Annotated in this window: 21 protein-coding genes; 13 read left to right on the top strand and 8 right to left on the bottom strand. The window is 44.4% G+C overall.

Annotated features, from left to right (window positions below):
- The first annotated feature begins 9 nt into the window (after positions 1 to 9).
- Entirely contained in the window at positions 10 to 1,353 is a 1,344-nt protein-coding gene (locus tag R7Q39_RS14285; RefSeq protein ID WP_025767935.1) for an MATE family efflux transporter, read from the top strand.
- A gap of 68 nt (positions 1,354 to 1,421) precedes the next feature.
- Here the strand turns inward: R7Q39_RS14285 and R7Q39_RS14280 are convergent, their stop codons facing one another.
- The gene (locus tag R7Q39_RS14280; protein ID WP_262649135.1) at positions 1,422 to 4,058 is read right to left on the bottom strand and encodes an ATP-binding protein; all 2,637 of its coding nucleotides are present in this window, start codon (positions 4,056 to 4,058) and stop codon (positions 1,422 to 1,424) included.
- 615 nt (positions 4,059 to 4,673) lie between these two features.
- Between R7Q39_RS14280 and R7Q39_RS14275 the strand changes: the two genes are divergently transcribed.
- A complete protein-coding gene (locus R7Q39_RS14275; protein ID WP_005373606.1) occupies positions 4,674 to 6,107 on the top strand; it encodes a glyceraldehyde-3-phosphate dehydrogenase in 1,434 nt (477 codons plus the stop codon).
- A gap of 240 nt (positions 6,108 to 6,347) precedes the next feature.
- Entirely contained in the window at positions 6,348 to 6,569 is a 222-nt protein-coding gene (locus R7Q39_RS14270) for a hypothetical protein (RefSeq protein WP_005373607.1), read from the top strand.
- A gap of 142 nt (positions 6,570 to 6,711) precedes the next feature.
- Here the strand turns inward: R7Q39_RS14270 and R7Q39_RS14265 are convergent, their stop codons facing one another.
- From R7Q39_RS14265 to R7Q39_RS14255, 3 genes are all read right to left on the bottom strand, one after another.
- A complete protein-coding gene (locus tag R7Q39_RS14265) occupies positions 6,712 to 7,326 on the bottom strand; it encodes a LysE family translocator (protein WP_005373611.1) in 615 nt (204 codons plus the stop codon).
- A gap of 109 nt (positions 7,327 to 7,435) precedes the next feature.
- On the bottom strand, positions 7,436 to 8,350 hold the full coding sequence (locus R7Q39_RS14260; RefSeq protein WP_017819875.1) for a LysR family transcriptional regulator: 915 nt from the start codon (positions 8,348 to 8,350) through the stop codon (positions 7,436 to 7,438).
- A gap of 40 nt (positions 8,351 to 8,390) precedes the next feature.
- A complete protein-coding gene (locus R7Q39_RS14255) occupies positions 8,391 to 8,846 on the bottom strand; it encodes an Lrp/AsnC family transcriptional regulator (RefSeq protein WP_005373615.1) in 456 nt (151 codons plus the stop codon).
- 327 nt (positions 8,847 to 9,173) lie between these two features.
- Here R7Q39_RS14255 and yjeH point away from each other — a divergent pair, with 327 nt between their 5' ends.
- On the top strand, positions 9,174 to 10,436 hold the full coding sequence (gene yjeH / locus R7Q39_RS14250; protein ID WP_226083296.1) for an L-methionine/branched-chain amino acid transporter: 1,263 nt from the start codon (positions 9,174 to 9,176) through the stop codon (positions 10,434 to 10,436).
- Here yjeH and R7Q39_RS14245 read toward each other — a convergent pair whose 3' ends face one another.
- Complete coding sequence (locus R7Q39_RS14245) at positions 10,437 to 11,882, bottom strand: PLP-dependent aminotransferase family protein (protein ID WP_318076394.1); 1,446 nt, start codon at positions 11,880 to 11,882, stop codon at positions 10,437 to 10,439. It abuts the gene before it with no gap.
- Between the two features lie 100 nt (positions 11,883 to 11,982).
- Here R7Q39_RS14245 and R7Q39_RS14240 point away from each other — a divergent pair, with 100 nt between their 5' ends.
- A complete protein-coding gene (locus tag R7Q39_RS14240; protein ID WP_054701822.1) occupies positions 11,983 to 12,639 on the top strand; it encodes a pyridoxamine 5'-phosphate oxidase family protein in 657 nt (218 codons plus the stop codon).
- Here R7Q39_RS14240 and R7Q39_RS14235 read toward each other — a convergent pair.
- The gene (locus R7Q39_RS14235) at positions 12,620 to 13,942 is read right to left on the bottom strand and encodes an ATP-binding protein (RefSeq protein WP_017819871.1); all 1,323 of its coding nucleotides are present in this window, start codon (positions 13,940 to 13,942) and stop codon (positions 12,620 to 12,622) included. The genes R7Q39_RS14240 and R7Q39_RS14235 overlap by 20 nt on opposite strands.
- A gap of 3 nt (positions 13,943 to 13,945) precedes the next feature.
- Complete coding sequence (locus tag R7Q39_RS14230; RefSeq protein WP_054701819.1) at positions 13,946 to 14,638, bottom strand: response regulator transcription factor; 693 nt, start codon at positions 14,636 to 14,638, stop codon at positions 13,946 to 13,948.
- A 366-nt stretch (positions 14,639 to 15,004) separates the two neighbouring features.
- Between R7Q39_RS14230 and R7Q39_RS14225 the strand changes: the two genes are divergently transcribed.
- Together R7Q39_RS14225 and R7Q39_RS14220 are read left to right on the top strand one after the other, a co-directional pair.
- A complete protein-coding gene (locus R7Q39_RS14225; protein ID WP_318076393.1) occupies positions 15,005 to 16,546 on the top strand; it encodes a hypothetical protein in 1,542 nt (513 codons plus the stop codon).
- A 12-nt stretch (positions 16,547 to 16,558) separates the two neighbouring features.
- Entirely contained in the window at positions 16,559 to 17,248 is a 690-nt protein-coding gene (locus R7Q39_RS14220) for a hypothetical protein (protein ID WP_031778833.1), read from the top strand.
- Positions 17,249 to 17,334: 86 nt separating this feature from the next.
- Here the strand turns inward: R7Q39_RS14220 and R7Q39_RS14215 are convergent, their stop codons facing one another.
- Positions 17,335 to 18,336 carry an AraC family transcriptional regulator gene (locus R7Q39_RS14215; protein ID WP_213909480.1) on the bottom strand — a complete coding sequence of 334 codons (1,002 nt, stop codon included), beginning with the start codon at positions 18,334 to 18,336 and terminating at the stop codon, positions 17,335 to 17,337.
- 107 nt (positions 18,337 to 18,443) lie between these two features.
- On the opposite strand from R7Q39_RS14215, the gene R7Q39_RS14210 reads away from it, so the two are divergent.
- The 6 genes from R7Q39_RS14210 to R7Q39_RS14185 all read left to right on the top strand — a co-directional run bounded on the left by R7Q39_RS14210 (position 18,444) and on the right by R7Q39_RS14185 (position 26,207).
- A complete protein-coding gene (locus R7Q39_RS14210; RefSeq protein WP_054577756.1) occupies positions 18,444 to 18,770 on the top strand; it encodes an MFS transporter in 327 nt (108 codons plus the stop codon).
- A complete protein-coding gene (locus tag R7Q39_RS14205; protein ID WP_054577755.1) occupies positions 18,770 to 19,993 on the top strand; it encodes an HlyD family secretion protein in 1,224 nt (407 codons plus the stop codon). The genes R7Q39_RS14210 and R7Q39_RS14205 overlap by 1 nt, the downstream gene beginning before the upstream one ends.
- Before the next feature lie 101 nt (positions 19,994 to 20,094).
- A complete protein-coding gene (locus R7Q39_RS14200) occupies positions 20,095 to 21,417 on the top strand; it encodes an AarF/ABC1/UbiB kinase family protein (protein WP_318076392.1) in 1,323 nt (440 codons plus the stop codon).
- 112 nt (positions 21,418 to 21,529) lie between these two features.
- Positions 21,530 to 22,876, top strand: a complete 1,347-nt coding sequence (locus tag R7Q39_RS14195; protein WP_005373641.1) for a magnesium transporter — start codon at positions 21,530 to 21,532, stop codon at positions 22,874 to 22,876.
- Positions 22,877 to 23,681: 805 nt separating this feature from the next.
- Positions 23,682 to 24,920: a cytosine permease gene (gene codB, locus R7Q39_RS14190; RefSeq protein ID WP_213870049.1), complete on the top strand. Its 1,239-nt coding sequence runs from the start codon at positions 23,682 to 23,684 to the stop codon at positions 24,918 to 24,920.
- A gap of 9 nt (positions 24,921 to 24,929) precedes the next feature.
- Positions 24,930 to 26,207, top strand: coding sequence for a cytosine deaminase (locus R7Q39_RS14185; RefSeq protein ID WP_025767946.1), 1,278 nt, complete (start codon positions 24,930 to 24,932; stop codon positions 26,205 to 26,207).
- The last annotated feature ends 244 nt before the right edge of the window (positions 26,208 to 26,451 follow it).

Here is a 26,451-nt window from a genome sequence, read left to right as displayed (position 1 = left end):
CAGCTTTCTATGTCTTCAACTACGACAAGTACACAACCAACGCTTGCAAAACAATTATTTACGATGACCTGGCCAATGCTATTTGGCGTTCTGTCTTTAATGAGCTTTCAGCTTGTGGATAGTGCGTTTATCGGTCAGCTCGGCGTTTTACCGTTAGCCGCTCAAGGTTTCACTCTGCCTTTGCAAATGGTCATTATCGGTATTCAAGTCGGTCTAGGGATCGCAACGACAGCGGTCATTTCTAAAGCTCTTGGGGCGAATGAAAGTCGGTATGCCAAACAACTTGGCGGATTGGTATTGATGATCGGCTCAATTGGTGTCGCTATTTTTGGCGGGCTAATTTGGCTTTTGCGCTACCCCATTTTAGCTCTATTAAGCGCTCCAGAATCTGTTATGCCGATAATCGACAGTTACTGGCCTTGGTGGTTATTAAGCTCATGGACTGGTGCAGTTTTGTATTTTTACTACAGTATCTGCCGAGCTAATGGCAATACAATGTTACCTGGCACAATGATGATGATAACCAGCGGCGTGAACCTTGTGCTCGATCCGCTATTTATTTTCACGTTTGACTTGGGTATTAACGGAGCGGCAATAGCAACCATCGTCGCTTTTGGGTTTGGTATTTTAGTCGTCGCTCCTCGCGTGAAAAAGAATCACTGGGCAACGACACAATGGCAAGATCTTAACGTAGCCAAAAGTGTTGCATCTATCGGTAACATTATGGGCCCTGCGATGATTAGCCAACTGCTGCCACCGTTGTCTTCCATGCTAGCAACAAAATTATTGGCAAGCTTTGGAACCGCAGCAGTCGCCGCTTGGGCGCTTGGTTCACGCTATGAGTTCTTTGCTATCGTTTCGGTCTTGGCGCTGACAATGTCTATGCCTCCAATGGTTGGACGCTTACTTGGGGCAAAGAACTATGAAGATATCCAAAGGCTCGTCAGTATTGCCGTAAAATTCATTCTAGGTTTCCAACTTTTGATTGCTGCCATTACATTTGCCGTCGCAAACCCACTCGCATTATTGATGACAAGTGATGTGCAAGTGGAGCAAGTCTTGGAAATGCATTTACTGATAGTGCCGATCAGTTTGGGTTCATTAGGGGTTTGTATGCTAATGGTTTCTCTTTGTAATGCATTAGGCAAATCTTACACCGCGCTCACCATTTCAGCGCTGCGCTTGTTTGTCTTTTTCCTACCGTGCTTGTGGGTTGGCGCTCAAATGGATGGAATCCGAGGTTTACTCTTAGGCGCTTGTATCGGCAACCTGTTAGCTGGTGTTTCCGCATACCTAACCTATCGCCAAACCATACGCAAACTCGCAGGCGCGCAAGCCAACGCACAACAATGAATAATCAGAACTAAGCCCCTGAAGTGGGGCTTTATCGTTTTGACGCCTTGTCTAAGTTGAAATGTTAGCTAGGCGAGTTTTAATTCACTAAAGAGCTCAAATAACTGGTTCGATTTATACGGCTTAGGTAAATAAGCATCCATGCCTGCCGCAAAACAGTTGTGGATGTCTTCTTCCAAAACACTCGCAGTGAGTGCGATAATCATCGTTTTTTCACGTCCTGCTTTCTTTTCCCAACGACGAATTTCTTTCGTCGCGGTCAGTCCATCCATCACGGGCATCATGCAGTCCATTAAAATTGCATCGAATTCTTCTCCCTTTGTGATGGCTTCTAACGCTTCTTGACCGTTGCTTGTTATCAAATAGTCATAACCTGCTTTATCCAGAAAAAAACTCGCTATTTTCTGGTTCATCAAATTATCCTCCGCAATTAAGATCCTCCGATGAGAGCGCGACGCTCGATATTCAGAGCTGACAACATTATTGGTGACATTGTCACTTGATATAGTCTTTTCAACCTTAGCTAAATCATCAATGACATGCTTAAATCGATTGCCAAGGAAAGGTAATGTGAGTACGGCATGTACTTTTTCTGCATTTTCGTAGGGAGTGGATAAATGATGCTGGCAAATAATCACACGGCGAAGATCGTAATTAAATGATAGATTATCCAAGATTTCATCGGTATTAGCGTCGTTACTGTGGCACAGAAATATGACATCAAAGTCATCATTTATCGCTTGCACTTCATTCACATTATTAACACCAAAGAGATTGATTTTCGCTAAGCGACACTCTTTTAATACTTGGTCGGCGTAGTCGTAATTTGAGCAGATCAAAAGCCCTTTATTAATCATCTCCGAACGCCAGCCAAACACCGGAATTGCTTCAACCTCAATCGAGAATTCAAAGCATGTGCCCACTCCTTTTGTAGATGTTGCTACGAGCTTGCCCCCCATCATCGACACAAGCTGACAACAAATTGCCAAACCCAACCCTGTGCCGCCAAATTGCCTCGACACTCCTTCATCTTCCTGAGTAAAGGGTTCAAAAATCGTGGTTAACTTATCTTGATCAATGCCTATTCCGGTATCTTCTACTTTAAACTTCAGCACTCCACGTTCTTTCTCAAGTAACTCCTCATAACTAACATCAACGCATACATGCCCACTTTCGGTAAACTTAACCGCATTCGATACCAGATTCGTAACTACCTGTTTGACACGATGATCATCGACCATCACGCGAATGGGGATATTTTCAGCTAAATTAATACCTAACTTTAGCTGTTTAGATGTTGCTTTGGATTGGAATAAAATCATCGACTGATACACGACTTCTCGGATATCCGCTTCTACTAGTGACAGCTCCAATCGTCCAGACTCGATTTTAGAGAGATCCAATATATCGTTAAGTAAAGTAAGCAGTGTTTGAGATGAGGAGTCAATGTCATCAACAACTTCTTGTTGATGCGAAGACAACTCACTTTGAGAGAGTATTTCTGTCATGCCCATGATCCCGTTAAGGGGCGTGCGTATTTCATGTGACATGTTGGCAAGAAACACAGATTTTGCACGATTAGCCGATACTGCTGACTCTTTTGCATGCAGTATTTCTTCAGTTTGTCTCTGCATTTCTTCAACCACTCGATTCACTTGCTGAGCAAAAATGGTCAGTTCATCACTTCCATCAACTTTGACTTTTGTTTGCTTCTCTTCGGAGTTGATCAACGCGTTTAAAGTATGAATGATCGCATCGAGTTTGCTGTTAACGCGGAACCAAGTACTAAATCCGAGCCAACAAAGCAGGATAACCACTAAGGCAACGCCAAAACTGATCATGGCTATATTGGCCTTTTGTTCATGAACCTGCGTGAGAAGCGACTGCTCAGTTTGTTTGGTGAACCCATCGATGAGCACTTGTAAGCGCTGCACACGAAAATCGAGTTCTTTTAAATACGCGGCGTAGTCACTTTGTGACATGTCTCCTGATATTAATTGTCCGCGAGACGCCAAGTTTCTCTGATATCTCGGCGAAGTAAACAAGCCAAGCAATTTATCCACTTGCTCGTATGACCCACCTAAGTTTAAAAACGCATCCAAATTTTGCTGCTGTCGGTCAATCGCCTGATAAAACATACTTTGACTTAGCCGACTCTTAGGGTCTTGGACTAAACGGTTCGTCAGCCAAGCTTCTTTCTGTGTCCAAAAAGAGAGCTGAGCAAGGTAGGCAATAAAATTTTGCATGCGAATGCCATCGTCACTGCCATACCATTGATGATTTTGCAACAAAGAGCGCGACATATTTTGGAGCTGTTGAAATGCCCAATCACCCAGGTCGTCCATCTCACTCAATCTACCTGACAATACCCCCAGCATGGCTTCTTTCAGTTCATCAGCATACTCAGCAGTATTAGGGTTACTCACAAACTTTTGATGCAAAGAAGAAATAACTTCACCTTGTTCTTCAATATTAATGGCTGCAGAGACTTGAAGATCAGGCTGTCGGCGTACTTTCTCTATGGAGTAAATAAAGTGGGAGGCCTTGGATATCAATTGGAAACCTTGAATATTGCTAACCGTTTGATTGAGACGGCTCACGCGCAACGCATTATCAGAAAACTGCTGAACTGCAAATACCACGATTACCACAGCGGGTAATAGTGCGAGGAGTGCTAAGCGTGTTTTTATTGATAATCTCAACATCCATCAGCCTAATGGTTGATTTCATCCGTTTATTTAATATTAGACTAGTTTCCCGCATTGAAAGGCATATACGACATTGTTACTTTCAAACAACATTCACCTACCTAGATTATGGTTATTGTGAGTGTTTTATCATCGGCTAATGAAGTGGCAATTGTGATTCAAGTCATATTTTTTGATCTTAAAGTTGGATGCAAACAATAAAGTTTCACTCACAACTAAGAGTCGCCTCACTTTTCAGGAAATCATCTATTGTATGTTTACCTATTGAGTTGCCTTATCGAGTCAAATCACACAAAAATGCAAAATATCCATTTTTGTCAACAAAACTAATTTGAAAGCAAACGTTATCATCGCAAAAAAAGTAAGTTACTTTCTAAATGTCAATACGTGAAAACCACTGCTTTAGTCACATTAATCCACCACTAACGTCCCCTTAAGTAGTGTTTTACACTGGATTTAATTTTCCTAGCAGAATAAGGACTCCGACCTTAGAATCCGCACACACAACTATTACAACCCGATTACATAACCCACCACACTCTTGCACGCTGCCGAAGAGGCAACAGCAGAGAGTATGGTTAGCCCCCAAAACGTGAAAGGTCTAATACAACAATGAGTCCAGAGAAATATCTCCAAGACTGGCAAACTAGCCAAACGATTGCTGAATCTATTTCCCCTCTAATTGGTAAGCTATATCGTCAAAAAGGAATCGAAGTGGTTCTGTTTGGTAAAACGCTTATTAATGCTACTACTATAGACATTCTCAAAACTCATCGCGTTGCAAGACGTTATACCGGTAACCCACTTTCGCTTGAGCACACGATGCCTATTATTCAAGCGCTTTGTGAAATGAGCATTTCTTCATGCCGTGTCGATGTTGGCCAATTGGCAACTATGTACTGGAATGAACATGACGATACAAGCTCTCTAAACGATTTCCTTATCACTGCACTTGATGGCGCTCGCGACGCAGATTCTTCATTGAAAGCGCGTGATGTGGTTCTTTACGGGTTCGGTCGCATTGGTCGACTACTTACTCGCCTTCTCATTGAGAAAAGTGGTCCAGGTTACCCACTAAGACTACGTGCGATTGTGGTTCGTGGCGGTAAAAAAGGCGATTTGGAGAAGCGTGCTAGCCTGCTGCGTCGTGACTCAGTTCACGGCCAGTTCAACGGTAGTATTGTTATCGATGAAGAGCGTAAAGCACTGATCGTTAACGGCAACTACATCCAAATTATCTACGCAAATAACCCAAGCGAAGTAGACTATTCAGCTTTCGGTATCAATAACGCGCTAGTTGTTGATAACACAGGTGTTTGGCGTGATTCTGAAGGCCTGAGCCAACACTTAGCGTGTCAAGGCGCAGAGAAAGTACTGCTAACAGCACCAGGTAAAGGTGACATCAAAAACGTTGTATTCGGTGTAAATGAGTCGGTAATTAAAGAAGATGACACCATCATCTCTGCGGCAAGCTGTACAACAAATGCAATCACGCCAGTCCTTAAGGCTCTGAACGATAAATATGGTGTTCTTTCTGGCCATATTGAAACCGTGCACTCATACACAAACGACCAAAATTTGATCGACAACTTCCACTCTGGTGACCGTCGCGGACGTAGTGCTTCACTAAACATGGTTCTGACTTCAACAGGTGCGGCAAAAGCAGTTGCTAAAGCATTGCCAGAGCTTGCAGGCAAGCTAACAGGCAACGCGATACGCGTACCGACACCAAACGTTTCTATGGCAGTCGCTAATCTAAACTTAGGTGAAGACGTAGACCGTGATTCACTGAACGATTACTTGCGTGAAATGGCGTTGAACTCTGAGCTTTCGGCACAGATTGACTACACCGATTCAACAGAAATTGTATCAACTGACTTAGTTGGCTCTCGCCATGCAGGCGTCGTAGATGGTCAAGCGACTATCGCACAAGACAAGCGTTGTGTACTTTACATCTGGTACGACAACGAATTCGGTTACAGCTGCCAAGTTGTGCACTGTATGGAACAAATGATGGGTGTTCGTTACCAAACATTCCCTCGATAGGTGAACTTTGCTCCACAACGTTAACCACATAGCGTAGCGGACAATATCTCATATTTGTTCTAAATAATAAGCGCCATGCGCATTACTAATATTTTTCCCCGTTTATACGCCTGATCACCCTCAGGCGTTTTTTCGTTTCATTCATTTGACACTCTCCGGACAAAGTGAACGTCAGCATTCATGTTTTGTTCATGTTCACAGCATTAATCTGAGCACATAAATTACAGAGAGGTCATGATTATGAATCGGATTATTGTAACTGCACTAGCACTGATTACCGGCTTTTTTACGTTAGTATTTAGCTTGATCATTGCGATTCCGTTGACCATCGCAGCATTAATTACCGGCAAGCGTATTGAAAAGCGCGTCAAGAAAATGCAGAGAGAAATGCACGAAGAATATGAATTTAATACAGGTAAAGCAGATGCGATTGAAGGTGAATTTGAAGAGGTTCGCCGGTAAGTAAATAAGATTTAGATGAGTTTCTCTCCCCCGACCGCTCCTGAGAAACTTCTTGCTTTCACCCTGTCCTTAAAATGGCAGAGTGCTTTTTTGAAAAGCAGCCACACGGGCTGCTTTTAGTATTTCTGTCTTGCGAGCTTGTCTATACCGTTACGACCACTCTAAGAGCCAGCAGCATGAGTACTACCCCTGACAAACGATCAATCAACACTGCCTTAGAGCGAATTCTGTCAACGACTTTAGAGCTCGATAGCACTAGGGTAATAAAGGTGTACCAAAGCCCATCCACAACAAACGGCGTGGCAACAATGATCATCTGATTACTCAAATCATTACCGAGCGCGACAAACTGACTGAATAATGCGATAAAAAACAAAGCAATTTTGGGACTTAAAATCGAGATAAAAAAGCCTTCTCGCGCAGACTGGATTACCGTTGTTTCCTCACCTGACTCCAACTTCGCAGCCACACCACCTTTTGAACGCAAAGCATTAAACCCTAAATACGCAAGATATGCCGCACCCACAAGGCTAATCGTCTTGAACAGCATCGGGCTTTGCTGCAAAACAACAGCGAGCCCAATCAAGGTAATAAACGCATATATACCAATGCCAAACGCATGAGCCCAAGCCGTAGCTAATCCATTGATACGTCCACCAGCCAACGAGTGCTTAGCGACAATAGCTAAACTGGGACCTGGTGACATAGCCCCTAATAAACACACGGTAAAAAGTGATAACCAAACTGTTAGTGTCATAAGAATCTCCCCTCTTTGACGCTCACTCTATCAACGGAAGAGGTATAATTAGAAATCAAAGTTATTCATACTAATCATGACTTCAAGTCATGGCTAAACGGTGTACGTATTAGCGAATGGAATATTCAGAGATTTGCATTACTGAGCGAATCTCTTCTCGCACCCATTTATGCGCAGGATCCGTGTCGTATTTGGGGTGCCACATTAACCAATATTGATGAATAGGTGTTTCGAGTGGTAATGCTTTATGGGTTAAGTCCCAATGTTTAGCGAGGTTAACGGCAATATGTTCAGGAGCCACCATCAGGTGCTCACTTGCAACTAAGCGATTGATCGCAGCAGAGAAGAATGGAACCTTAAAGGTAACGTGGCGGGTGTGCCCTAGCTCTTTCAATGCTAAATCAGTGTAGGAATCTTTGTCTCCGCCGCCAGTCACTTTGATGTGTGAATATGAAATCAAGTCTTCAATACTGATCTGGTCCTGCTTTGCTAACGGATGAGAAGATTTCATCAAACAAACTGATGAATCCTCACCAATTTTAACGCTCGACACACTCTGTGGTTTTTCTGGATACATAGAAGACGCGATATGGATGCCCGTCTCATGAAGTTTATCAAGAAAGTTGGGTTGCCACAGTCGGTACGCCATATCTAACTGTGGCGCTTGTTCACCCAAGTGAGAGGCAATATCGGGCAATACGTATTGCGCCACGTAGTCACTAGAAGCAATAACAAGCTCACCTTGCCACTGCCGCGGCTCAAAAGGTTGGTCATCGAGTAAATGGTCAAATTCAGCCAGTAATGCATCAAGCTTTGATTTTAATGCTATTGCTCGTGGCGTTGGTATCAGTTGATTACCTTGACGAATAAGCAGTGGGTCACCACACAGATCGCGCAATTGTGCAAGCTGTCGACTGACGGCAGACTGCGTAATGTGCAAACGGTCTGCGGTCCGGCTGACATGACACTCCTCTAAAAGTACATGCAAGGATCTAAGTAGATTCAAATTAATGTTGTTTAACATATTCGCTCAGAAGGGTTTTCAACATGGCATCCATTCATGGTCACTTCACAAACAGGTTCCCAGTCGTGTTAAAGAATTCAGCTAAGACGGTATGAGTCATCAGGTTTCGAAGCTCTGGATATCGTTGAATTTGATCTCTGATTTCGTTCAAGCGAGCCATCGTAGGCACTTCGACAAAAACCATCATGTCCGTCTCACCGCTGATCGCATGACACCATTTTACGCCATCAATTTTGTATAATTCGTCCGCGTATGATTCGCAATAATACGTAGAGGTTGATTTATCGAACTTTAAGGCAAAATAGGCGCAAATCGAATCCCCACCCGAAGGCGCAATTTCAGCGTGATACCCTAGAATCACTTTGTCATGCTCTAGCTTGCGAATACGGGCCGTTACCGCAGAACGAGAAAGGTTTACTTTATCCGCAATTTCAGTCACCGACAGCCGAGCGTTGTGCCTGAGCAGATCCACAATCTTATGATCAAACTTGTCCATACCGTTACCAAGCTTTCCTTATTTTTCTCATTCTATACCGATTCTAACTGCATAAGAAACCAACATTTTGTTGGAATTATTTAAAACAACCGTCATATTGACGGTTTAGTAAATCATTTTGTTATTAACATTTTGGATATGCTATTTGGCGGGCATGAGATGAGTGCTGTTATCCATTTCAACAGAAAATAGATAACACATTGAAATCAAATTCCCAACTTAAGTACTCAGCACATAAATAGCATCGCTTAAACACATAAAACGAAATAACCAGAAGCCACAAGCTTTTTCGTAATAAGCCTCATAACATTGGATGAATCAATTCGCATGGAAGAGCTCAAAAAAGACATTTCACTCACATCAGGTATCGCACAGTTATCCACCACATTAATGGGAACGGGGCTGTTTATGATCCCGGCTATCGCAGCAGGTATAGCTGGCCATTTTTCACTATGGGCTTGGATTTTATTGTTCATCGCGATTTGTCCTATTGCGCTGACTTTTGCTCAACTGGGTAAACGATACCCCAACGCGGGCGGAACAGCCTTTTTTGTACGCAAAGCCTTTAACACCAAACTGGAAAGTAGTGTCGCTTGGCTATTTGTTAGTGTCATTCCGGTAGGGGTTCCGGCCGCGATTGCACTCGCCGCAGGCTTCCTACAACAAATATTGCCAGAACCTATTAGCAACAATCTGTTTGCACAAATTCTGACGGTAGTACTACTTGTGTTCGTCAACTTGATGGGCACAAAATCATCAGGTCATTTACAAACTCTTATTGCTTTGAGTGTCTTCGCACTTGTTGGCGCATTTTTATGGAAAGGCGACGTTAACAGCGCCGATCTTGTGATGCCCGCCATCACACAAGAGTCAATTTGGCCTATTACCGCAGCGTTAGGCGTGATGTTCTGGTGTTTTGTTGGCATAGAGGCTTTTGCCCATATGGGGGAAGAGTTCAAAAACCCTCAAAGAGATTTCCCTATTGCCATTGTTGTCGGTTGTTTTGTAGCAGGGGCTACCTATTGGGCATGCTCTGTCGTTATTTTAAAATTTGGCGCGTATGGTAACGCTCAATTTGATAACGCATCCATCCCCTGGCTTAGTGCCCAACTACTAGGCGATGGAGCCAAATGGATAATCAGCTTGATAGGTTTCTCCGCTTGTTTCGCGAGCGTTAACTTATACACACAGAGCCTAGCGCGAATGGTCTGGGCTCAAGCTCGTGAACATCGTCCTTCTAGTCCACTAGCCAAGATTTCACGTCGTGGTGTCCCTTTCTCAGCCACCATATTAGTTGGCGGCATATTATTGATATCTTGTGTGATAGGAACCCTATCACAGCTCGATCTGGAGTTTTTCCTAAAACTCGCAAACAGTGTATTCGTTCTGGTTTACATGTTGGCGATGTTAGCCGCTTTCAAATTGCTTCGAGGATTTGGTAAAACACTCGCGGGACTGTCCCTACTGCTTTGTACCGGTGTTTTTATATGTTTAGGCTGGTCAATGTTTTATGCACTTGGCATTTTTACTCTACTTTTACTGCCTTGGAAACAGTGGCGACATAAGCGACAAACACGTGTAGTTGAATAGTCATCGCTTCCCATTTCGAAATATGTGAGCTAAACGTTGGATACCAGCGTCTATGTTCTCTAACGCGATATTGCCGTAACCAAGCACGGCACCATGCCAGTGACGTGCTTGAAAATCTGGGTGTTCATAATAGCTCAAAGGTCGCAAGATGATCCCTTCATGCTCTGCTAGTTTTATAAAACGCTGCTCATCCATACCGTCTTGCCATTTCAACGTAACATGAAGCCCCGCCGCTTGGCTAACGACGCAAACACGGTCGCCAAAATGCTGTTGAATGGATACATGCATCTGTTCATGCTTAGTTTTGTACAGTCGACGCATTTTTCGAATATGACGTAATAACCCACCTTCAGTAATAAAGTCTGCCAATGCTTCTTGTGTATGCGTCGGCGAATCACCACTTAACGCATCCTTAACCACTAAGCATTGCTCTACTAAACGTTCAGGAACTACAAGGTAGCCAAGCCGCAATCCGTTAAACATCACTTTACTGAAGGAACCCACATACAACACACGATCATCTCGACCCATTTGAGCTGCTAGCCCCTGTAAGCTGGTATAGGGACGATGAGCAAACTGGAATTCGCTGTCATAATCGTCTTCGATGATCCAACGTGACTGTTCGACTGCCCAGTTGATGATCTTTCCTCTTTGCTCAGTATTGAGTGTGGTGCCCATCGGATATTGATTGCTTGGGGTGATATACAGGGCATCGGCATCGCTTGTGGTCACAGCTTCCACATCAAAGCCTAGTTTCTCTCGGACGAATAAAGGCTCAAATTTATACTGCTGGAATTGAATCAACTTCCGCATTTGCGCGTAACCTGGTTGCTCCATCAGAACCTTATCACCTTGTTTGAGCACTACCATCGTCGCAATCGACAACGCTTGCTGCGCCCCAGAGGTAATAATAATGCGCTCTGGAGAACAATTCACTGAACGGCTTGATGCGAGGTAGTCAGCTAAAGCACAGCGCAATGCCCAACTACCCTGAATATCTTGATTCCCCAACAAGCAAGTACGAGACATATGGCGAGTGAGTAACTTTTGCCATTGCGCCATCGGAAATGCGTCCAAATCCGGCACACCCGGTGCAAATGCGCGGTTGATATCAAAGTGAGCTTTCGGTGATGAGTCTCTCTGAACTGAACTAGGTTCAGGCAAGTACTGCTCTGGCAGTTCTACGGCAACATAAAAGCCAGAACCTTTTTGGCTGTTCAAGTACCCTTCCGCCACTAACTGTTCGTAGGCAGAAATCACGGTATTCCTACTTAGATTAAGCTCTTGTGAAAGCTTCCGCGTAGAAGGCAGCTTCCCATTCTTCACCCACAGTCCTTGAACAATTTTCTTGCGAATAGCCAAAAACAACGCTTGCTGACGCGTTCCTTCACTGTCTTTTAAATGCAGGTCACCGATATCAATCAAAGACAAACTGGATCCATCCATTAGTTAAAACTGGCTCTCTTTAAGCTACCAGTTAAACGCTACATTGCAATCAAAGAATGAGGATCAATCGCTCGTAATCGTGAGCAAACAAGGAGAGAAAATGCTATCCAACACCAATAGAACGGAAATTAAGAAAGGCGCACATAAAGCCGTCTCTGATGTTAGCAAACTGCACGCCATCATAGATGACAGCCTAATCGCTCATATTGCGATAACCAACGAGTCAGGCCCTGTGGTCATCCCTATGCTGGCATGGCGTGTCGATGATTACGTGTATATCCATGGTGCCAACAACAGTCGACTGTTACGCTCACTCAAACAAGGAGTGCAAACGTGCTTAACCTTTACTTTGTTTGATGGTTGGGTATTGGCTCGAAGTGCGTTTCACCACAGTGCGCATTATCGCAGTGCTGTGGTCTTTGGCCAGTTTGAGGTGGTGGAAGATAACCAAGAGAAAGACAGGTTGCTGAATCACTTTATTGAACAGATCGCTCCGGGGAGAACAGAACAAGTCCGTTTGAGTAATGAAAAAGAACTCAAAGCCACCATGCTACTGCGTATCCCGCTCACGGAGGCATCAGTGAAAATCAGCAATTTTGGCGTCAACGACGATGCGGAAGACATGGACATCCCTGTTTGGGCAGGTGTCCTACCCTACCGAACCGTCGTAGGTCCACTGCAAGCTTGTGACGATTTGTATGAAGGTATCGCAGAGCCAGACTACCGCAGTGCCTACTCTAACCGTTGGCAGGAATAAGCACCGTAAAACGTGCGCCGCCTAAGTGACTCTCGCCGACAGAAAGCTCCCACCCCAGTTGCCGCGCTGCACTGGTAGCGATGGCAAGCCCTAAACCAAAGCCTTTCATGTCGGCGTTGCGGCTTTTGTCTAAGCGCGAAAATGGCATAAATACTTCTTCTCGCATCGCCTCAGGGATGCCCGGACCATCGTCCTCAATATCGATGCTCCAGCAATCCGCTACCGTTCGAATCGTCACCTCAACGCAGGACTCACCATAACGCTTGGCGTTTTGCAGTAAATTATCGAGGACAAGGTTACCCAAAGTAGGCTGAAAGTGAATCAATTGGTTCGCGAGTTCATTTTCTGCTCTCAACATGGCGGACTCTAAGCCTAGGTAATTCATGCGGCTTTTACACCAAAGTGGCAGTTCCATGGTTTCAACAGAATCGATCCATGAGTGGTTTTTCACACTCAAGCGAGACAGCATGACGATGTCGGATGTTAAATCCGTCACTACATCAACGTATCGTTCAATATCGTCATGTAACTCTGCCTGCATTTCACCACTCGTGCGTCGAGCTAAATCCGTCGCTAGCTGAATACGACTCAGCGGAGTGCGCACTTCATGAGGAATAGCTTGAGTAAAGATGTGTGTTTGGCGCACTCGTCTCTCAATCTCTTCAGACATGCAGTTGAAGCCTTGGGCGAGCTCTTTCACGGGTTGCGAAAATTGCTTTAGCTCGACTCGCGTATTCAACTCACCAGAACCAAATTGTTGTTGCGCAGCCGTTAGTTGCCGAATTTGGCGGTCAAGACGTCGTACAGGTATGTAAACCATAATGCCTAAACTGCATACAACAACCAAAAGTAGAGTAAGTATAAATACAATCTCAGAATCTTCATTCCAATCAACGTGTGGGCTAAAGAAATCCGTTTTTTCTTTGAAAACTAAACTCTTCGAAGTGTTAGGCAAAGGGAATACCGCAGCATAGGTACTGCCATCAATAAGATAAACAGGTATCCCTTGCATACGGTACAGCAGATTACAATCTCGACAAGGCGGTGATCCGTCCCAGTTTTCAACCAATGTTAAATCAAAGATAAAGAAATCTTGCTTGCCGTTTTCGGTTAACTTCTTGTAGAGAGAATCCGGAGTGCCTCGTTGCTCAATGTATTGATCGACAAAATAAGCACCGTCACTCAAAAAAACACCGACTTCTGTTTTGCGCATGTACTCTTCCCCCATAAAGAGAAACAAAGCAACAGTCAGCGCAAGGCCGGTTACTAACCCCACATATAGACGAGTAAACAGGGAAAACACGCGTCATTTACCTGTCAGCATGTAGCCGTGGTGACGTATGGTTTTAATGGTAGCCGTATGGATATGAGCCTTGGAGAACTTCTTCCTTAGCGAGGATATACGCATATCAATCGAACGATCAGTAATGCAGTATTCAATGCCTCGGGCAAGACGACAAAATGATTCACGAGATACTGGCTTATCGACATTCAGCATCAGGAGCTCTAAAATTTCAAACTCAGAACTCGTTAAACCAATATCTTTTTGCAAATAAAATGCTTGGGAGCGACGAAGACAAAGACTAATGCCATATCGGCTCAGCTTTTCTTCTTCAACGATATCAACTTGACGACAATAGCGACGCAACGCTGCTTCAATACGGGCGAGAAGGATATTGCCTTTTATCGGTTTGGTAAGGTAATCATCAGCACCGAACTTAAATAAGCTCACCTCGCTCATTTCATCATCGGTCGCAGTCAAAACAATGATAACACCATGATAAAACTTACGCGCCTCTTGGCATATTTCTGCGCCATTCTTTCCTGGTAACATCAAATCTAACAGCACTAGGTCAGGCTTGAGTCCCCTAATCGTTTCTAATGCATTTTGACCGTTATCGATGACAGTTACCGTATACCCTTCGGCTTCGAGGTACATTTTGGTTAATCGAGCAATCTCTGAGTCGTCTTCTACCAGTAAGATTGTATTACCCACCATGAATCATTTACTCCACCAATATGATGGAGGGAGTATATCGCTCGTCCTATACTGCGCAACCTACTTAAATGATAATTTTAAAAAAACGCAGGCTTACATACGCTTACAAACCATACATATATGATAATCCTAATCATTCTATACCCCTAAAACCATGCAATAACCTGAGGTTTTATTCATTATCAGAATATAGCTTCACATAGAAAATAAAATTCGGAATAAAAATCCACTATATTTTTAAATGTATCGAATAATAGGTCTTACCAAAAAACAATATCAACATATATGACTTAGTTTGCTTATATAGACAGGACTTTATGTTGCTTCTAAGTTTCTTGCTCTAATAAAGTCTACGAGTAACATGAAATGAGATATTCCAAATTAACACCTTTAGCCATATTTTGCGCGATAAGTCTAACTGCTTGTGGCGGCAGTGAATCTAATCCGAAACCATCGAAAACAACACCTCCACCACCACCAGTGCCAACATTGAGCACTGTCACAATCCCAACTGTCGTTTCTACAGAGTTTCCAGCCAAGTTAAAAGTGGCTGCTGATGCTGGCTTCACCCACTATGTGAAAATCTCCCTTTCCGAAGCAAACAACAACGATACATTTCACATTGTGGCTGTTGATGACGGTGCGAATAATGAAAAAATCTTTCGTGCAGCCAAAATCATCCAACACCTTCTCACAAACCAACCAGACTCTAAGTACGGTGCTGACAAGTCTCGTATCGCTAAGACATTAGCCGAGCGTGATGCCACACTAATGCTGACCGAAAACGACGAACAGAATGATGAGATGTTAACCAAAATCTTTATCAACGAACTGATTCGCCAAGACAAACTGAACGACGCAGTTACAAACTCGGGCTTAGCACACTCTTTTGATACGAGTTCTCTAGAAAAGTTTGTTGTAAGCATGATGGTACTTAACGAAGATGATATGGATACACTTGTCACATCTATCGCGTCAACATTAGTAACTAGTAAAGAAACACCAAACTGGCTAAGGAATAGCCAATCTTTAATGTATCGAGAACTGACAGTTGAAGGCGATTGCCATTACATGAGTAATTTTGCCGATTACTGCGCCAATCTTGGCAAAAAAGCCGAACGAGACGCCGCTTTTGAAGAAATTTTACACTTGGTCCAAGCGCAAGGTATTGCACCTAACACGGCGACTGCGGCACTGCAAAATGACATTCAAGCTCATGCGTTAAGCATCTATAACGATATTCAATCGGGCAAACCGACGGTGTGGCGCCCTACTCAGTATGACTGGGACGATTGGAAATCGGACGACTTCGATCCTGAAAGTGTTAAAAAAACGGGCCCTTCATATTCTCACGAATATTTTGCTGCCGCTTTTGAAGCTTACATGGGTGTAGCAAAAGCAAACGGACATGGTTTAGATGGCTACCAAGCGTTAACGCGTGAAGAAATGCAAACCCAAGATCCACAAGCCGTTGATTGGATCAGTGGCTTATTCCACGGATACTTGCAATATACCGCGAATATCGACTCTGCGGGCGTCAAGCTCTACACAGAAAAGACAAGTCCAGGCACAGTACCTACCTTCCGTATGGCTCCCAACAAAGACGGTTTGATAGAAGCGTACACCTACAAATCTCAGTGGCTAACAAAAGTGAAGATCATTGGCGGCGACGCGATGAATGTGATCGGTAATGATCAAAACAATACTTTTGAAGGCAACAGCAAAGACAACAGCATTTATGGTGAAGGCGGTATCAACACCTATATAGTGCCACACAAACTGGCGGAATGTACTGTTATCAAAGCAAAGAGCGTTTCTGTTGAGTGCCCGAGTACAGGCACTGACGAGTTGTACGACATTCAGAACATCCAATTCACCGACCAAACCCTAGATGTAACCAAGCTATAAAAAATGAAAAACATGAAGAAACTTATTCTATTCGCTCCCTTGCTCCTTGCTGGTTGTGGTGGCCTAGCCGTCATGGATCGTACTGATGCCGTAAAAGCACAACCAGAAATGCTGATCAAAACCGACGGTGATTTTTGGGGATTCGGTGCGGATGGCCATTTTGATTTTGCTGGTAAGTACAAAGGCAAGTATTCACGCAGTGCTTCTAACTCAAGTTGGTTTAACCGTATCTCTTTCAAAGAAGGTTCAATGGGCGCAGAAGTGACTCGTATCGACAGCGGGGAAACTTGGCTTTTGAACTGCACTGGAGGCGGTATGTCGGTTAACTACATGGGCGTCGATTTTGGTGGGAATGATCCTTACACCTGTGACATTACTCAAGATGGTAAAAAAGTCGGTGAGTTTGCGATGGAGCCAAAATCCGCTCTCATCGACATCAGCTTTGAGAAAAAAGAGACAGGCGTAGTGCGTATTGGTAGCACCCACTTTAATGTAGAAACTGTACATACTAGTCCTGACGCCATGATGGCGGTAGACATTCCATTGGGTTATAGCTTTAAGGAAGGCACACAAGAAATTGCCGCAGTGCAGACGAACGGTACCATTGCGGTACAGATGCTCCCTGAACTTAGCGAACAAAAAAAGGATGTAATTGCCATCGGCGCTGTTGCAAGTGCACTAAGTTGGCGTCCTAAGAAATAGCCACCACATAAAACGACACAAAAAAATAACAAAGCCCTCAACTTTGAGGGCTTTTATTGCTTGTACTCATAGAGATAAGTGGAGCACTACTTCTCTAATCTTCCCGTATACTGCTTGGGCGTTAATCCACGATGTTTCTTAAACATACGATTGAAGCTCGCCACATTGGTGTAACCAAGGCGCGTGGCAATGTCATCAATACTCACGCGCTTACTCAACAAACCAGCTGCAATATTACTCAATACATAGCCAGAAACCGTCGAAAAATTGAGTCCTAATTTATGCAAACGACGTTGAAACTGCTGTTCAGATAAATCAAGCAGAGAAGAAACGCGCTCTAACGTTGGCAATCCATAATGGCTGCTGTAATTCACCACTTCATAAATCACTTTCAACTCATCTTCTGGGTCGGGCATATTAAGCAAATCATCCAAATCGGAAAAACTCATCGCTAGACGGTTGTCTTCTCGATGGCTCACTTGGCGAGAAGCTAGTCGGTCATCTCCCGGGATCCATATCTCTGTTTTTGGCTGACTCCATTCCACGTCGCAGCCGAAATATTCCCGGTATCTCTCAGTATTTTTTCTCGAGCCTGAAACCTTGACACGTAAAGGCTGGTAATCTTTGCCAAGAAATTCGCGTAACACCTTAATCATAAATACCGCACAGCGGATACTATCGTGCACCTTTACTGACGTTTCTATAAACGGGTTGTGGTAAGTCCATTTGATGATTTTACCCGACTGTTCGCCAGCAAAAAACGCCCCTGATTGTAGGTTGCTCACACCATAATTCACTCGCCGAATGGTACTGGCTAAATCATTGCCGGAGAATAACCAGCGTCCCACTGGCCCTAGCTTTTGCAGTTCAATACCTCGGCTGAGACTCAACACCACATCCGGGTCACCACTGGCTTGTTCAACACAACGGTACCATTCCGCAACGGCTTTTAGCGGGATCAGTGTCATTGGGTTACGAAACACCGATGCTGGGATCCCTAACTCATCCGAGTCCAAATTGTATTTAGATAACGCGAGGTTATGCATGTTTAGAATGCCCATCGCGCGAATAAACCGAACCGTTTTCATAACCAATCACATCAAATTTAATCCTGTAGTGATTGAATCTGTCACAAAGAAAGCCGCAAATCAAATTCAGATCACAATACGCCAACAGTTTGATAGAGGAGCGTTTAATGAGTTTACTGAGTGTCCCATTTGTCGGTACAGGCGCAGATACAGCGTTACATGTTGTTGCTGCTGTCGTTTTAATCGCGAGTGTCGCGGGCGCGTGTTACGGCTTTTGGAAAATCCATGAATTACCTATCAATAAAGCACACAGCAAAGATCATCATCAGATAGGGCTCATCACTGCGCTGACCTGGATAGGGTTTATCTGGCACTGGGTTTGGGTGCTAGCCGTGATCTTTGCATTTGTTGATATGGAAAAAGCCATCATCAATCTGCGTGATACATGGAAAAGTAAACCGCAAACAGAAACACAGCCAAAAGAGGAAGCATAATGTTAGAAGGTTTAGCGGTATGGGCACTCTTCATCTATCTGTTGCGTTTGGTTGGCATGCCTTGGAACAAAGCAACCAAATCGTTCGCTTATCTTGGCGGCTTGGGTTGGCTAATGTTCGTCTGGGTAGGTTTGATTAACTTCACCCCGATGGATTTATCCGGCGGTTCTGTCGTGCAGTCACCACACATCCAATTGCGTCCAGATTCAACCAATGTAAAAGGTAAAGTTGACCACATTTACATTGAGCCGAATCAGCAAGTTAAAGAAGGTCAGCTCATTTATGAACTTGACCCAACGCAATACAAAATCGCATTAAATCAAGCGAACGTATCCGCTGATTCTGCTCGCGTTGCATTAGCTACAGCAAAAGGCGACATCGAGATTGAAGAAGCTAACCACGAAGCGCTAGTGCAAGATCTAGAAACATCAAAGAGCCAGTTGGAAGCGGCGAAAGTTGACTACAAATTGCAGAAAAAAATGCTAGATCGTTATGTTGAGCAAAACCGAGTGGTGCACAACACCATCACGGAAAGCGATATCGACAAACAATCGAGTGCGGTTGATATGGCACGTCACAACGTGTTGACCCTTGAGTCTCAAATCAAGAAGAAACAAGTCGATATTTCCCGTGCAAAACTGGCGATTCATAAAGCGGAACTTGCAGTTGAAACTAAACAAGCCGAACTGCGCCAAGCTGAAGAGCAAATTGCAAAAGCGCAATGGGATTTGAATAGCACAAAAGTTCATGCCCCAACAGATGGCTTTGTCACCAACTTTATCCTGCGTGAAGGTCAGCGTGTATCGATGATGCCGCGTATCAACATGTACACTAACGAGAAGTACGTGCTGATGCGAGTCAACCACCAGGCGATTCGTAACATCAAACCGGGTCAGCCAGCGGAATTCTCTTCGTCCGTTTACCCAGGTAAGATCTTCTCAGCGACCGTCGAAGGCATTGTTGAAGCAACAGGTGAGTCACAAGGTAATCTACTGGGTTTCGATGATTCCGTACGTGTCACCACTGGAAAGAACTTACAGAACAAACACCACTTTGTTCGTCTTAAGATTGATGAGCCAGAAGGCTACGACATCCCTGTTGGCTCTGTTGGCCTCGCATGGGTCAGCGGTGAAAAACCGATAGGCTTTATGGCCTTCTTAGATGTGATTCGCGGGATCATCATCCGAATGAAGTCTCAACTGTACTTCTTCTACTCTATCTAAACTCGCAAACCGCCAGTTACGCTGGCGGTTTTCTTTTCATTTGTATCCAAACATATCCTTTTCCCGTATAACAATTAGTTAGTAAATAGCGGAGAAGATTCATGTCGGCAAAGGAAAGAAGCCTACCTACCCATCGCATCTCAAGATTCAGCAAGTTCGCTTCACTTGCTACCCGTGTCGCAGGCAATGTGATTGCAGAAGGCACGAAGCAGATAGCCAAAGGCAACAAACCAAAAGCGAAAGACCTCTTGCTGACGCCACAGAACATCGCGCGTTTAACCGACCAACTTGCTCATCTACGTGGCGCTGCAATGAAGCTTGGACAAATGCTATCAATGGATGCTGGTGATGTTTTAGAACCTCAACTCGCCGATATTCTTTCCCGTCTTCGTTCCAACGCAGACCCAATGCCTGCAAAACAACTCAACGCAGTAATGGAAAGTTCGCTAGGAACGAATTGGAAAGCTGAGTTTCTGTCATTTAACTTCAAACCAATCGCCAGTGCATCAATAGGACAAGTGCACCAAGCCTACAGCGATGCGGGCGATAACCTAGCCGTCAAAGTGCAATATCCGGGCATACGGAAAAGTATCGATAGCGACGTCGATAATGTCGGTACACTGCTCAAGGTCGTTGGGTTGATTCCCGAGTCTGTCGACTACAAAGGATTGCTCGAAGAAGCGAAAAAGCAGCTACATGACGAGGCCGATTACGCACGAGAGGCACAATTTGCCATTCGTTATCATGACGCTTTGAAGGAGCACCCTCATTTTGTGGTGCCCAAGATTCATACTGAAAGTTGCTCAGACTCCGTTCTCGCGATGGAATTCATTGATGGCAGTCCGGTTGAGCAAATCGAACATTATGATCAGAGTACGCGAGATTTTGTCATGCACAGCCTACTCGAATTACTGTTTCGAGAGCTGTTCGAATTTAAGATGGTACAAACCGACCCAAATTTCGCCAACTACTTATATATCGAAAACACTCGTCAAATCGGCTTGCTAGATTTCGGGGCCACTCGCGAGTACAGCGAGCGGTTCAGCACTGGTTATCGCCAAGCTTTCGCATCTGTCGTTAACAATGACGAACAAGGCTTGAATGATGCGCTTGAACAAATAGGCTTCTTCAGCCAAACCATCCTTCCAGACCAACGCCAAGCGATTCTCGATCTAGTGAAAATGGCATGTGAACCTATGTTGGTCGATGAGCCCTATGATTTCAAAGCCAGCGGCTTAGCACAAAAGCTTCGCGAGGCTGGCACCATTCTAAGCATGGAGCAAGAATACTGGCATACTCCACCAGCAGATGCCCTATTTTTACACAGAAAAATCGGCGGAATGTACTTGCTGGCAGCCCGTATTGGCGCAAAAGTGAACATTCGCCAATTGGTACAGCCATATCTCACCATCAACAGCGAATAGCCTATTGTTTTTCTGTTACTTTCAAGTACCTTGAGCAAGGTTAAGATGCATAGTTGTGCATCTCAATAACATGCCATACTTCCATAAAACGAATTAACTATCGGGGTACTCGGTGAGCAAGTTTCAAGATCTCTCCACTCTAATCCAGCAAATTGGCCAAGCCGAAGAAGCGGATCAAGTCGCAACGCTCAATGAATCTATTGAAGCGGGCCTCGAGCCCGGCGCGGTTGCCCTGATTCTAGAAGCATTTCCAATCGACGATCGTGTTCGCTTATGGCGAGCTTTACCACTAGAGCTACATATCGACGTGTTAACGGAAATGCGTGCGGACGTACGTTTCTCTATCATCAATGCGTTATCTGAAGTCGAGCTAAAGCTCACTCTCGCTAAACTCGACAACTTGTCGCTCATCGAATGGGCCGATTCGTTGCCAGAGTCGATCATCAACGAAGCGCTCTCGTTGATAGAAAAAGATGAGTTGGAACTTTACGATCAAGCAAACGAGTATGCTGATGAAGAACTCGGCCACTGGGCTGAACGTAAGATCATCACCCTGCCCTTCAACATTACGATTGGGACAGCTAAGCAGTTAATGGAGCGCTATAGCTACGACACGCCTCAACAGGTGTATCTGATTAATCGTAATAAACAGTATCGTGGAACGGTCAACTACTTCGATATCTTGCGTGGTGACCCCGATACTCGCTTAAAAACACTCGTTATTGAGGCTGTGACGGTGCTAGACAGTAAAATGATGCTTCCTGAAGCGGTAGAGGCATTAGAACACAGCACACTGCCCGCTCTCCCTGTAACTGATGCAGACCAAACACTGATCGGTGAAGTCGATTGGCAGTTTGCATTGAGTACACAGCGTGAAATCTACGAAGCACGTTTGATGGCCGGTACAGGTATGGATGAAGGCGATGACTTGTTTGCGCCAGTATTAAAAAGCTCGCAAAAGCGCGGTGTTTGGTTAGGCATCAATTTGCTTACTGCGATTTTGGCGTCTGTCACTATCGGACTATTTGAAGATGTAATTGCGCAGGTGGTGGCTTTGGCGGTGCTCATGCCAATTGTTGCATCCATGGGGGGCATTGCTGGCAGCCAAACGCTCACTCTAATGATTCGTGCGATGGCGCTTAATCAGATCACCCCAGGTAACCGTTTCAAGCTATTGAAAAATGAGTTGGGTATTGGCTCTCTGAACGGCATTGCTTGGGCGTTAATCATCGGCGGGCTCGCCGGATTGTGGTTTCAATCTCCGGTTCTAGGTGGGACCATCGCGCTGGCCATTATCGTCAATATTATTACCGCAGCTTTATTTGGTGTGCTGATTCCCATCATTCTGGATAAGTTTAAATTGGACCCCGCTTTGGCTGGCTCGGTGATTCTAACAACAGTGACAGATGTAGTTGGTTTTTTCGCCTTTTTAGGAACGGCGAGTTTAGTCATGCTTTAAAAGGTTCATTGTTTATTAATCAATCATTAGCATAATAGAGTCAAATTGCATAACGCAGTTGCAAATTGCAAACATTACTCAAACTTTAAGCAACGCATGTCACAGAAACTACGTATTTTAGGGCATATTAAAGTTGGCACAGTAACTGCATTATATAAATCGACCCTTCTTAAGCCGAGGGTCACCTAGCCAACTGACGTTGTTAGTGAACTTGATTTTGTTCACATGTATATAAGCCAATCGCACTCTTTGCGGTTGGCTATTTTTTTATGTGGCTATTGCCCTCTTATCCTCTGACCGAGCTCGGTTGTACTTTTCTTGCCCACAACAGATTGTTTACTGTTTATAAAGTTCAAATATTCGCCCAATAAACCATTAGAAATACTAGTTTCAACAAAAATAAATCACCTACACAAAATAAAACCAAGAAAACATACCCAAGAAAAGAACAAATAACGTCCAAACCAAAAAACTCATCATGAAAACGTTTTCTTTTCATAGAAATCGACTGAACAATTCAGAGTTATAGATAAATTCAATCCATAAAAACAAATAGCAATTCAAAACATTCATTTTACATAGAAAATCTGTCTATAAATCATAGAAAACACGTAAAACCAAACTTTTCACTTTTACAAATTAAAAACTAAGCCATTGTTATTAAAGGAAATAATAAACACAAAAAACTAAGCAAACGTTTAAATTGCAATTTTATCATTGACTATTAAATTTACATCACGATAATACGCGCCGTTTGCCTGAAATCAGGTGCTATAATTTAATGTTTCAATGTGCGGAGGTAATAATGGCTGGAGACAATAATTACAGTCTTGGACCAGTTCCCAACACGGCCAGAAAAGGCGTGGCATCACTTACAATGGTGATGTTAGGACTCACTTTTTTCTCCGCAAGTATGTGGACTGGGGGTTCTCTCGGTACTGGGCTCTCCTTTAATGATTTTTTCCTCGCTGTTCTCATCGGTAACCTAATCCTCGGTATTTACACTTCTTTCCTCGGTTACATCGGCGCTTCTACTGGTCTCTCTACTCACCTTCTTGCTCGTTTCTCTTTTGGTTCTAAAGGCTCTTGGCTTCCTTCCGCTCTTCTTGGTGGTACTCAAGTCGGGTGGTTTGGAGTTGGTGTCGCGATGTTTGCGATTCCGGTGCATAAAGCAACGGGCATCGATACCAATACTTTGATCCTCGTCTCCGGTTTGCTCATGACCGCGACCGTTTACTTTGGAATCTCAGCACTGATGGTGCTGTCAGCAATCGCCGTTCCTGCCATTGCACTACTTGGCGGCTACTCTGTCATCGAGGCAGTAAAGAGCGTTGGCGGTATTGGCGAACTACAACAAGTTCAACCAACCGAGACACTCGATTTTTCAATAGCTCTCGCGATGGTTGTCGGCTCTTTTGTCAGTGCTGGTACATTAACGGCGGATTTCGTACGCTTTGGTAGAAAGCCGCGCAGCGCCGTGATGATCACCATGGTGGCATTTTTCATCGGTAACTCGTTCATGTTTATCTTTGGCGCGGCAGGAGCGTCGGTGACGGGTCAATCAGACATCTCTGAAGTGATGATTGCACAAGGTTTATTGATTCCTGCCATTATCGTACTTGGGTTAAATATTTGGACGACCAACGACAACGCGCTCTACGCATCGGGTCTTGGATTTTCCAACATCACGGGCTTACCAAGTAAATACATCTCAATGGCGAACGGTCTTGTTGGCACACTTTGCGCTCTCTGGCTCTACAATAACTTTGTTGGCTGGCTGACCTTCTTATCGTTGGCAATTCCACCGATTGGCGGTGTGATCATCGCTGACTTCTTCACGAACCGTAAACGCTACGCAAACTTTGAAGCCGCCCAATTCCAAAACGTTAACTGGGCTGGCATTATCGCTGTCGTGATTGGCGTTGGTGCGGGACACTTCCTGCCTGGCGTAGTGCCGATTAACGCTGTACTTGGCGGCGCAATTAGCTTCCTGATTCTTAATCCTATTCTTAACAAAAAAGCACTGGCTACACAGCCAGCGTAAGGAACCATCATGACAACACTACTGATCAAAAACGTAACGCTAAAAGGACAAGAAGGTCTGCAGCAAATTTTGATTGAAGATGGTCAATTCAAGCGCATTGAAAGCAACGATGTGGAGCTTAGTCATAACGGTGACATCATCGATGCTGAAGGCGGTATGGCGGTTGCGCCTTTCTGCGAGCCACACATTCACTTAGATACAACTCAAACCGCAGGCGAGCCAAGCTGGAACATCTCTGGCACATTGTTTGAGGGTATTGAACGTTGGGCTGAGCGCAAAGAAATGCTGTCGATTGAAGACGTGAAAGCGCGCGCAAAACAAACCTTAAAATGGCAGATAGCAAACGGCGTACAACACGTTCGTACCCACGTCGATGTTTCAGACCCTACCCTAATTGCCCTAAAAGCGATGGTAGAAGTGCGTGAAGAGATGAAAGAATGGGTAGATATCCAAATCGTCGCCTTCCCGCAGGAAGGAATTCTCTCTTACCCAAATGGCAAAGAGCTGCTAGAAGAAGCCGTCAAATTAGGTGCGGACGTGATTGGCGCGATTCCACACTTTGAATTCACACGCGAATATGGCATTGAATCGCTGCACTACGTATTCGAGTTAGCGCAAAAATACGACCGCCTGATCGACGTGCATTGTGATGAAATCGATGACGAACAATCTCGCTTCGTTGAAACACTGGCAGCATTAGCGCACAAGTTTGATATGGGGAATAAAGTCACGGCCAGTCACACCACAGCGATGGGTTCCTACAACGGTGCATACGCATCTCGCCTGTTCCGTTTATTACGCATGTCCGGTATCAACTTCGTGGCAAATCCATTGGTGAACATTCACTTACAAGGCCGTTTTGATGATTACCCAAAACGTCGCGGCGTAACACGAGTGAAAGAGATGCTGAATGCCAACATCAACGTCTGCTTTGGACACGATGATGTATTTGACCCTTGGTACCCACTAGGCACTGCAAACATGCTGCAAGTGCTGCATATGGGTCTGCACGTGTGTCAGGTGATGGGTTACGACCAAATCAACAACTCACTGGATCTGATCAGCACCAATTCAGCACGTACACTGAACATTCAAGACAAGCACGGCATTGAAGAAGGCAAACCAGGTAGTTTACTGATTCTTCCCGCAGAAAATGGTTTTGACGCAGTACGTCGCCAAGTGCCGGTTCGCTACTCTGTTCGTCACGGTAAAGTGATCGCAGAAACACAGCCTGCGACAACTCATATTCATCTTGAACAAGCAGAGCAAGTAACGTTCAAACGCTAAAAAGATCGGCGAAAAGAAAAAGGCCTGACGACATCGTCAGGCCTTTTTTCTACTGGTAAACATCACTGCTCGCTCTGTCTATTCTTGTCTCATAAACCGCTGAACACATTGAAAGGCCATATAAAACGGCTCAGTACCAAACGTTGCACAAGGTTCTGGTGGCTGAATCTCAATTACACCATCGCACTTGGAAATTATTCTAAGCGTTGGGCATACTTCTGACTTCATTTTAGTTGTAGATATG

This window comes from Vibrio sp. 947 (genome assembly GCF_033339115.1).
Classification (GTDB): domain Bacteria; phylum Pseudomonadota; class Gammaproteobacteria; order Enterobacterales; family Vibrionaceae; genus Vibrio; species Vibrio alginolyticus.
The sequence above is the reverse complement of the archived record's forward strand: the minus strand, read 5'-3'. Positions and strand labels throughout refer to the sequence as shown.

What these genes read in the sequence shown, in the direction of transcription:
- R7Q39_RS14285 (WP_025767935.1), top strand. Translation starts at nt 10, where the DNA reads ATGTCTTCAACTACGACAAGTACACAACCAACGCTTGCAAAACAATTA.
- R7Q39_RS14280 (WP_262649135.1), bottom strand. Translation starts at nt 4,058, where the DNA reads ATGTTGAGATTATCAATAAAAACACGCTTAGCACTCCTCGCACTATTA.
- R7Q39_RS14275 (WP_005373606.1), top strand. Translation starts at nt 4,674, where the DNA reads ATGAGTCCAGAGAAATATCTCCAAGACTGGCAAACTAGCCAAACGATT.
- R7Q39_RS14270 (WP_005373607.1), top strand. Translation starts at nt 6,348, where the DNA reads ATGAATCGGATTATTGTAACTGCACTAGCACTGATTACCGGCTTTTTT.
- R7Q39_RS14265 (WP_005373611.1), bottom strand. Translation starts at nt 7,326, where the DNA reads ATGACACTAACAGTTTGGTTATCACTTTTTACCGTGTGTTTATTAGGG.
- R7Q39_RS14260 (WP_017819875.1), bottom strand. Translation starts at nt 8,350, where the DNA reads ATGTTAAACAACATTAATTTGAATCTACTTAGATCCTTGCATGTACTT.
- R7Q39_RS14255 (WP_005373615.1), bottom strand. Translation starts at nt 8,846, where the DNA reads ATGGACAAGTTTGATCATAAGATTGTGGATCTGCTCAGGCACAACGCT.
- yjeH (WP_226083296.1), top strand. Translation starts at nt 9,174, where the DNA reads ATGGAAGAGCTCAAAAAAGACATTTCACTCACATCAGGTATCGCACAG.
- R7Q39_RS14245 (WP_318076394.1), bottom strand. Translation starts at nt 11,882, where the DNA reads ATGGATGGATCCAGTTTGTCTTTGATTGATATCGGTGACCTGCATTTA.
- R7Q39_RS14240 (WP_054701822.1), top strand. Translation starts at nt 11,983, where the DNA reads ATGCTATCCAACACCAATAGAACGGAAATTAAGAAAGGCGCACATAAA.
- R7Q39_RS14230 (WP_054701819.1), bottom strand. Translation starts at nt 14,638, where the DNA reads ATGGTGGGTAATACAATCTTACTGGTAGAAGACGACTCAGAGATTGCT.
- R7Q39_RS14225 (WP_318076393.1), top strand. Translation starts at nt 15,005, where the DNA reads ATGAGATATTCCAAATTAACACCTTTAGCCATATTTTGCGCGATAAGT.
- R7Q39_RS14220 (WP_031778833.1), top strand. Translation starts at nt 16,559, where the DNA reads ATGAAGAAACTTATTCTATTCGCTCCCTTGCTCCTTGCTGGTTGTGGT.
- R7Q39_RS14215 (WP_213909480.1), bottom strand. Translation starts at nt 18,336, where the DNA reads ATGAAAACGGTTCGGTTTATTCGCGCGATGGGCATTCTAAACATGCAT.
- R7Q39_RS14210 (WP_054577756.1), top strand. Translation starts at nt 18,444, where the DNA reads ATGAGTTTACTGAGTGTCCCATTTGTCGGTACAGGCGCAGATACAGCG.
- R7Q39_RS14205 (WP_054577755.1), top strand. Translation starts at nt 18,770, where the DNA reads ATGTTAGAAGGTTTAGCGGTATGGGCACTCTTCATCTATCTGTTGCGT.
- R7Q39_RS14200 (WP_318076392.1), top strand. Translation starts at nt 20,095, where the DNA reads ATGTCGGCAAAGGAAAGAAGCCTACCTACCCATCGCATCTCAAGATTC.
- codB (WP_213870049.1), top strand. Translation starts at nt 23,682, where the DNA reads ATGGCTGGAGACAATAATTACAGTCTTGGACCAGTTCCCAACACGGCC.
- R7Q39_RS14185 (WP_025767946.1), top strand. Translation starts at nt 24,930, where the DNA reads ATGACAACACTACTGATCAAAAACGTAACGCTAAAAGGACAAGAAGGT.